Below are 8,115 nucleotides of genomic sequence, written 5' to 3'. Positions count from 1 at the left end.
CCCCCTTTCGCCCCCCCCCCGGGGGGGGGGTCCTTACGGGCCCCCCCCCGCGCGGGGGCGGGGCCGGGGCGAACGCCCGTTGGTAGCGTACGCGGGCGGTACCCAGGGGCAAGGCCCGGAATGCGCGCCTTCGGCGATGGTGTCGCAGGTGGTCCGATACCAGCCGCCGGCCGATATGGTCTTCGAATACGACGTGATGGCGATCCAGCATCTGCTGGCCCAGGGTATGGCGGTGGTGATGACCGATTATCACGACTTCGGCTCACCGGGTATCCACAACTTCCTCAACCGCAAGACCCAGGGCTACGCGGTCCTCGATTCCGCTCGTGCCGCCTTGCGCCTGCCCGGCACCGGCTTCCATCCCGGCTCTCCGGTCCTGCTCTACGGCTACTCCCAGGGCGGGATGGCCGCCGCGGCCGCAGCCGAACTGCAACCGTCCTATGCCCCCGATCTGAACGTACGTGGCGCATACGTGGGCGGGCCCCCGGCCGGCCCTGCGGAATACATCGCGCGCAGCGATGGCCTCCCCGGAGTGGCGCCGGCCATCGCCTGGATTCTCAACGGTATCGCCGCCGACTACCCCGACACCCGGCCGGTGTTCGATGCCGTCCTCAACGACACCGGTAAGGCGATCCTCAACGATTCGATCGGCAAATGCGGCGGCGGCCTCTCCAATACCCTCACCCAGCCGCAGCACACGTCCCGTTGGACCACCAGTGGACAGCCGATCACGGCCGTGATCGACAGTTCCCCGGAGTTGAAAAGGGCATTCGACGAACAACGGCTCGGCGGGTCTGCTCCCGCGGTGCCGGTGCGTATCTACGCGGCGCGCAACGATGAGATGTTCCCGGCCGTTCGCGGGATCGCCGCGAGTTGGTGCGGCGGCGGTACGCCGGTTCAATTGGAGGCGGACGCTGCCGTGCCGCCCATTTCGGGATTCCTCAGCACACACGATGTGGCGTTCTTCCCGTCGATGACGACCTCGCTGCCGTGGGTGACCGATCGTCTCGCCGATGTGCCCGCTCCGGCGAACTGCGCGGCTCTGCCTTGATTCGGTGAAGACCAACCCGGTTCCGGCACTCGGCCGCCCCGGTCAGGCGGGGCTGTCACCGTCCCGCGCCGCCGGCTGGTCGCGGGCACGGGATATGGCAATCCTCAGACGGGCGAACGCGCGCGACCCCAAACGATATCTGTGGATTCTGAGCACCGTAGCGCCCGGTTGCGCGCTACTGCCGGCGCAACTGGTCGACTTCACCGGGCTGGCGGTGTTCTGGTGGATCGGCCCGATCGTGGTGTTCGGGGTGATTCCCATCCTCGACGTCACGGTGGGCTGCGACGGTAGCAGCCCACGGGACGAAGACTACGAAGCGCTATCCAACGATCGCTATTACCGCTGGTGCACGTTCCTTTTCCTGCCTTTCCAGTTCACCGGCCTGGTCATCGCGGGGTACATGTGGTCGCGGTCCGAACTCCAGCTGATCGACAAACTAGGGCTGACCGTGACGCTGGGACTCGTCTCCGGTATCGGTATCAACGCGGCCCACGAACTCGGCCACCGGGCCGAACACCTCGAACGCCGGCTGGCGCAGCTCGCGCTGGCGCAATCCGGATACGGTCATTTCTTCGTCGAACACAACCGCGGCCACCATGTCCGGGTCGCCACACCCGAAGACCCGGCCAGTGCCCGTTTCGGTGAGTCGTTGTGGGCGTTCATCCCGCGTAGCGTGGGGGGCGGTTTCCGGTCGGCGCTCGCGCTGGAACGAGAGCGGCTGTCCCGCAAGGGAAAACGATGGTTCTGCCGCGACAACCGGCTTTTGCAGGCGTGGTCGATGAGCGCCGCGCTGTTCGGTGCGCTGGTACTCGTCTTCGGCCCCGCCATCGTCCCCTACCTCGTGCTCCAGGCCGTGATCGGCATCGGCCTGCTGGAGACCGTCAACTACCTCGAGCACTACGGGCTGCTCCGGGCCCGCCGTCCCGACGGCCGCTACGAACGCTGCTCCCCCCGCCACAGCTGGAACAGCGACCGCCTGGTCACCAATGTTTTCCTACTGCACCTACAACGCCACAGCGACCACCACGCCAACCCCGGCCGCCGCTACCAGACGCTGCGCAGCTCCGAGGAGGCCCCGCAACTCCCCTTCGGGTACGCCACCATGGTCCTGCTCGCCGCCGTACCACCCCTGTGGCGCGCGGTCATGGACCCCCGAGTCCTCGCCCACTACGGCGGCGACCTCACCCGCGTCAACCGCAAACCGGAACGCTGATTCCCCAGTCTGTCCTCGCCGGCCGGGTGATCGCGCGTCGCATCGGGTTACGCTGATGCGGTGAACGATCGGCACGGCGGCCACACCTCGAGGTCGCTGACCCTCGCACTCCCGTATCTCGATCGCACAGTCGACCTGGTCTTCGACCGCCCGTACGGAAGCCACCACCCCACTTGCGGATTCCGGTACACGACCAACTACGGCTACGTTCCCGGCACCCTCGCCCCGGACGGCGAAGAACTCGACGCGTACTTCCTCGGTCCACAGGCTCCGCTGGTCTCCGCGCGTGGACGATGTATCGCGATCGTGCACCGGCTGTACGACGACGACGACAAACTGATCGTCGTCCCCGAGCACAGCCCCGGTCTCGACGACGAGGCGATCGCCGCAGCCGTCGAGTTCCAGGAAACCGCCGGCGAGTACATCGTGGTTCGCCCTGCGCCCTGATCGGAACGGCCCGCTATCGCCGACGTGTCATGGTGCCGAGTGAGCGGGCTCCGAGTGTCACACCCGGAGCGGGTTGATCCAATCCATCTCGGGAACCGAGGTCAGGTCGTTCCCGGTGTCCCGCTCTGCTCCGCGGCACCGGACACCGAGTTCGCGGGGCGGCGGCGGGTGGCGGTGATGCTGTAGGTGAGGATCGAGGACAGCAGGATCACCAGGGCCGGGGCCACGACGGGGGACCAGGCGAGTTCGATCGGCAGGACGGCTGCCGCGCCGGCGGCGCCGGTCCACAGGACCGCGCCGACGACCGAGGGCAAGGTGGTGGGGACTACGCCGCGGGGGGCTTTCACGGCGGCGATGTTGAGCAGGTAAGTGGTGGCGACCAGGCCCGCGGCGGCGGCCGCCATCAGGCCGGGGTCCGAGAGACCCAGGACGCCGATCACCAAGAGGACCGCGCCGACGGCGCTGAGGCGCCACCACCAGCCGATCACCACCAGCAGGATCGCGACGGGGGCGGCCCACGGCTGGATGAGCGCCACCAGCAGTACCAGCAGGGTTCCGGAGAGGTGGGCGAGGAATTTGATCATCGGCGGATCCGGATCATCCGGCGATGCTGGGGTAGCAGGCGCATCGTCTGGTCGAGGCGGGTGTCGGCGGCCCAGTTGACGATATCCACGCCGACAGTGCTCATATCGCGGTACATCGACGTCCGCTCCAGCTGCCACATCTTCTCCATGGTGGGATCGAGATCCTCGGCGAACGGGCTGCCGCGCAGCACATCCACCGCCACCACCACGTGCCCGCGTTTGCGCAGGTCGATCAGGGCGAGCGCGAACTGGGTGTCGAGCAGGGTGGAGAACGCGATGATGACCGCGCCCAGCGGCACCGCGGCCCACGGCGCGAGGGTGCCGGTGGTGGGGATGTGCTCGTCGCCGACATCCAGCACGGTATCGACGATCCGGTAGAACTGGCGGCGGCCGATATCAGGGCGCAGCCAGCGCGGCGATTGGCCGAGACACACCACGGCGGTACGGTCGCCGGCCTGCAGCGTGGACTGGACCACTTGGGCCGCGCCGCGCACCGATTGTTCGATCGCCTCGGTGGCGGGGCCGGGGGCCTGCTGTGAGGTATCGATCAGGACGACCACGTCCGCGGATCGGTTGGTCAGGCGTTCGGTCACATACAACCGCCCCCGGCGGGCGCTCACCGGCCAGTTCACGATGCGCAGCTGATCGCCGGGGGCGTAGGCGCGGATATCGGCGTATTCCACGCCGGGGCCGTGTTTGCGGGTGAGGTGCACACCGAGCCGTTCGGGAAGTTCGGTACGCGGCAACCGCATGCGCTGCGGATCGGTGACCGGGTAGACGAAGATTTCTCCGGCGGGCAGAGTCACGGTGGCCAGCGCCATTCCGGCCGGGCTCAGCGCTTTCACCCGCACCGAGACCGGGTAGCGACCCCACCGCTGCGCCGACAGCGTCAACCGCAGTCCCGCGGGCGCTGTCCCGGAATCCGAGGATTCGTCCACGGTGACCGTCATCCCGTCGGTCACCACCGGCTTACAGCGCAACAGCGCATGCCCTTGATCGACGAACGCGGCAATCGTGACCGTGACCTGCTCGCCCTCGAAACACCGCTGCGTACCACCACCGTCCACCTGAATCCGGGTACGCGACACCTGCCAGGGCGCGCTGGCCAGCACACCGAGCATGGGCGCCGCGAACACCACCAGCTGCCAGCTGGCCGTGATCACCGCACCGAACAGCGCGACGGCGGAGGCGATGGCGAGCAGATAGGTCAGCGGGGCGGGGCGCCAGCGCAACCTCGCCTCCACTGTGGCGCTGTCGTCGCGGTGTTTCATTGGGTGGCGGCGCGGGGAACCGGGAGCCGGCGCAGGAGTTCACCGATCACATCCTCGCCGCGGATCCGGCGCACCCACATTTCCGGCCGCAGGGTGATCCGGTGCGCCATCGCCGGTACGGCGAGGGCTTTCACGTCCTCGGGGATAACGTAGTCGCGACCGTTGAGCAGCGCCCGGGCGCGGGCCATCTGCACCAGATCCAGTTCCGATCGCGGACTCGCCCCGACCTCCACCTGCGCGTGCCCGCGGGTCGCCGAGGCCAGCGCGACCACGTACCCCACCACATCCGGGTGCACCGAAACGAATTCGACCGCGTGCCGCATCTCCAGCAGACCCTTCGCGTCCACCACCTGATGCACTCGCGGCTGCACCGCGCCGCGTTCCAGCCGGCGCCGGATCATTTCGGTCTCGTCGAGTTCGGAGAGGTAACCGAGGCGCAGCTGAATGGCGAACCGGTCCAGCTGGGCTTCCGGTAGCGGGTAGGTGCCCTCGTATTCGATGGGGTTGTCGGTGGCGAGCACGATGAACGGCTGCGGCAGCGGGAAGGTTTCGCCGTCGATACTCACCTGGCCCTCGGCCATCGCCTCCAGCAGCGCGGCCTGGGTTTTCGGCGGGGTGCGGTTCACCTCGTCGGCCAGCAGCATATGGGTGAACACCGGGCCGCGGCGGAAGGTGAACCGGCCGGTGGTCATGTCGTAGATGGTGGAGCCGAGCAGATCCGCGGGCAGCAGGTCGGGGGTGAACTGCACCCGGGTGAAATCCAGCCCGAGGGCGGCCGCGAACGAACGCGCGATCAATGTCTTACCCAAGCCGGGCAGATCCTCGATGAGCACATGCCCGCCGGACAATATCGCGATCATGATGAGCTGAAGCTCTTCGCGTTTACCGACCACGACCCGGGAAACCTCCCGGAGCACGGCCTCGGTGCGTTGGACAGTCGCGTCCAAGGGCATCGTCATTTCATATCTCGCAATGCGTCGACCCGTTTCACATTCTCTGAAGACGGCTCAGGATCTCGTCCAGAGCCGCGCGACCCGGCGCGGGCGTGTTCTGGTCACGCAACGCCGAATCCGCCGGATCCACCCAGCGCCACAGTTCGGCACCGAACAGGTGTACCCCGGCACTTTCCAGCGCCCGCCGGTTCTTACTGACCCGCAGGCCGGCGGACAGCTGGAATTCCTTGGCCAGCAGCGGGCGCAGATGCCGGTCCCAATCAGCCCGGCTGCCGTCGGCACGGTCGGCGAGCATTTCGGCGCGGGCATGCCAGTGCTGCAGCATTTCGGCGGGCCCGTTGGCCATCTCGTCGACGAATTCCTTTTCCTTCTTCTCCGGGCGCAACAGCACCCAGACGAAGCAACACAGTGCGATCGCCACCGGAATTCCGGCGGCCACCAGCATGAATTCCCGGGCCCGCAGGTAGGCCGCGGCTTCGACGGCCGCGACGGCAAGGATCGCGGTCACGACTATCCAGGGCCGGGTCACGCTGTCTCCTTCGGCATGCGCGCGGGCCCGCTGTGGTTACGCCACGCTCCCGGATCCGAGCCCGGCTCGCGCAGGCCCGCCCCCGTTCCGCCGGGCACGTGGCTCGGGTCCGGAGTTTCCGGCGGGGCGGGGATCGGCGTGCCCTGCAGGTCGGCGAGCACCACGCGCAGCAACTGCTCGGCCCGCATCCGCTGCCATTCCAGCATCGAATGCGGGCTGAACCGCGCCTCCTCGAACAGCGCGACCAGTTCGCGGGCGGAGGCGTCGTGCAGTGCGCCGTGCTCGAAGGCGCGGGCCAGCACCTCCATGGGGGTATCGGAGGCCAGCGGAGCGGCGCCGCGCGCGTAGATGAGCCCGCGCTCCATCGCCACGTAGCAGGCGATGATCGCGGTGCGCGGGTCCTGCCCGGGCGCGTTCATCGCGGCCAGGCCCATTTCGGCGGCTTTCACCAGCGAGAGCTTCTCCTCGCGCAATTGTTCACCGTTGATACCGCCCGTTTCCTCGGGTTCGGCGGGCCGTTCGCGGCGCTGGGTGTTCACGGTGACCACGGCCAGGCCGGTGATCGCCACCGCGACCAGGGTCCCGGCCGCGGCGACGGCCAGGATCAGGCCGGTGCCGGTGAGTACCGGCTCGTCCTCCTGCATGCCGGGCGGCACCGGCGGGCGGCTGGGCTGTTCGGTGCGCTGTTCCGGGGCCGGCACCTCGTCGGCCGTGGGCTGGAATCCGATGAAGTAGACGGCGAAGACGATCGAGGCCAGCACGCCGGCGACAGCAAGCAGGAACAGCGCCACCAAGCCGAGACGGCCGAGCTGCCAGGGCTGTTCCGATTCGTCGGCGTCGAGGTCGGGCATGGCCAACGGCAGCCGATGCTGGCTGGCGATGACCCCGGCCAGCAACACCACGATCGACACGGTGAGCAGTACGGGCATGAGGACGACGGACAGGACGGCGGGGGCGTTGCCGGCGGATTCCCCGGAATTCTCCGGCATCCCCGGAATATGTCCGCGCAGCGCGACGACAGCGCAGACCAGCAGCGCGAACACCGCCACAATCCGCGCGATCAGCGCCCGCGACCCGGCCAACCCGATAACTCCACTATGTGTACTGCCAAGAACAGCCACATATTTACATGCCGGACGGCCGGTCGGGTACCGATTGAAGAATATGAAATGACGACTTTTCCACCTTTACCAGCCCCTCGCCGGCAAACCTACTGCCCATTAAGGAATCGACAGTTATATCTTGTTCCCGACTGTGAATACTCACAAGCGCCCCGGGCCCGCTGAACAGCTTCGGCTCGTGCGGCGGCGCACCCCGCCGCAGCGGACGGGCGAATCGCGCACCCGGCGCTTCCATCCGCGAGTCATCCATCCGGGTTTACGTTGCCGCGGGCTCCGCCGCTCGCCGTGATGGGCGCGAGCCTTCCAGACTCGTGCGATACCCGGCGGCGCGGGGCCACGCGTCCGGGGCAGACGGGGCAACCACCTCCCGGCCGCCGATAACGCCCGGTTCCGAGCCGGGCGTTCCACGGTGTGCGACCCGTAACCGGTCAGGCGCGGTCGGCGCTGAGCACCAGCCCCGACGTAGGCACACCGGTACCGGCGGTGACCAGTACGTTCTCCACCTTTTCCACCTGATTCACCGAAGTCCCGCGCAACTGCCGGACCCCTTCGGCGATACCGTTCATCCCGTGGATGTACGCCTCGCCCAATTGTCCACCGTGGGTGTTGATCGGCAGTTTCCCACCGATTTCGATGGCGCCGCCGGCAATGAAATCCTTCGCCTCGCCGCGGCCGCAGAATCCCAGTTCCTCGAGCTGCATGAGCACGAAAGGCGTGAAGTGGTCGTACAGAATCGCGGCCTGCATATCGTCCGGTCGCAAACCGCTCTGCTCCCACAGCTGATCACCCACCAGACCCATCTCCGGCAGGCCGGTGAGTGCGTCGCGATAGTAGCTGGTCATCACGTACTGATCCGCACCGCTGCCCTGCGCCGCCGCGGGGATCACCGCGGCCGGGTTCGGGAGATCGCGGGCCCGCTCGACACTGGTCACCACGATCGCGCCCC

9 protein-coding genes are annotated in these 8,115 nt (G+C 67.9%); 3 read left to right on the top strand and 6 right to left on the bottom strand.

Going from position 1 to position 8,115, the window contains the following annotated elements; genetic code table 11:
- Positions 1–136: 136 nt before the first annotated feature.
- The 3 genes from QH276_RS00635 to QH276_RS00625 all read left to right on the top strand — a co-directional run bounded on the left by QH276_RS00635 (position 137) and on the right by QH276_RS00625 (position 2,711).
- The gene (locus QH276_RS00635) at positions 137–1,051 is read left to right on the top strand and encodes a lipase family protein (protein ID WP_280406549.1); all 915 of its coding nucleotides are present in this window, start codon (positions 137–139) and stop codon (positions 1,049–1,051) included.
- A gap of 94 nt (positions 1,052–1,145) precedes the next feature.
- Entirely contained in the window at positions 1,146–2,264 is a 1,119-nt protein-coding gene (locus tag QH276_RS00630) for an alkane 1-monooxygenase (RefSeq protein WP_280396665.1), read from the top strand.
- Positions 2,265–2,324: 60 nt separating this feature from the next.
- Entirely contained in the window at positions 2,325–2,711 is a 387-nt protein-coding gene (locus QH276_RS00625) for an inorganic diphosphatase (RefSeq protein WP_280396664.1), read from the top strand.
- Between the two features lie 101 nt (positions 2,712–2,812).
- On the opposite strand, the gene QH276_RS00620 is transcribed toward QH276_RS00625, so the two are convergent.
- The 6 genes from QH276_RS00620 to QH276_RS00595 all read right to left on the bottom strand — a co-directional run.
- Positions 2,813–3,295 (bottom strand): hypothetical protein, encoded by a 483-nt coding sequence (locus tag QH276_RS00620; protein ID WP_280406548.1) that lies wholly within the window; start codon positions 3,293–3,295, stop codon positions 2,813–2,815.
- A complete protein-coding gene (locus QH276_RS00615) occupies positions 3,292–4,566 on the bottom strand; it encodes a DUF58 domain-containing protein (RefSeq protein ID WP_280399469.1) in 1,275 nt (424 codons plus the stop codon). Before QH276_RS00615 ends, QH276_RS00620 begins: the two co-directional genes overlap by 4 nt.
- Entirely contained in the window at positions 4,563–5,525 is a 963-nt protein-coding gene (locus QH276_RS00610) for an AAA family ATPase (protein ID WP_280399468.1), read from the bottom strand. The genes QH276_RS00615 and QH276_RS00610 overlap by 4 nt, the downstream gene beginning before the upstream one ends.
- Before the next feature lie 28 nt (positions 5,526–5,553).
- Complete coding sequence (locus QH276_RS00605) at positions 5,554–6,048, bottom strand: hypothetical protein (protein WP_280399467.1); 495 nt, start codon at positions 6,046–6,048, stop codon at positions 5,554–5,556.
- Complete coding sequence (locus tag QH276_RS00600) at positions 6,045–7,130, bottom strand: DUF4129 domain-containing protein (RefSeq protein WP_280399466.1); 1,086 nt, start codon at positions 7,128–7,130, stop codon at positions 6,045–6,047. Before QH276_RS00600 ends, QH276_RS00605 begins: the two co-directional genes overlap by 4 nt.
- 467 nt (positions 7,131–7,597) lie before the next feature.
- Positions 7,598–8,115, bottom strand: a 518-nt coding sequence (locus QH276_RS00595; protein ID WP_432278779.1) for a thiolase C-terminal domain-containing protein, incomplete at its 5' end; no start/stop codon positions are given.

It is taken from the genome of Nocardia carnea (assembly GCF_029869215.1).
GTDB lineage: Bacteria > Actinomycetota > Actinomycetes > Mycobacteriales > Mycobacteriaceae > Nocardia > Nocardia carnea_B.
The sequence above is the reverse complement of the archived record's forward strand: the minus strand, read 5'-3'. Positions and strand labels throughout refer to the sequence as shown.

Excerpts from the sequence above, each read along its gene's own strand:
- QH276_RS00635 (WP_280406549.1), top strand. The coding sequence starts at position 137 with ATGGTGTCGCAGGTGGTCCGATACCAGCCGCCGGCCGATATGGTCTTC.
- QH276_RS00630 (WP_280396665.1), top strand. The coding sequence starts at position 1,146 with ATGGCAATCCTCAGACGGGCGAACGCGCGCGACCCCAAACGATATCTG.
- QH276_RS00620 (WP_280406548.1), bottom strand. The coding sequence starts at position 3,295 with ATGATCAAATTCCTCGCCCACCTCTCCGGAACCCTGCTGGTACTGCTG.
- QH276_RS00615 (WP_280399469.1), bottom strand. The coding sequence starts at position 4,566 with ATGAAACACCGCGACGACAGCGCCACAGTGGAGGCGAGGTTGCGCTGG.
- QH276_RS00610 (WP_280399468.1), bottom strand. The coding sequence starts at position 5,525 with ATGACGATGCCCTTGGACGCGACTGTCCAACGCACCGAGGCCGTGCTC.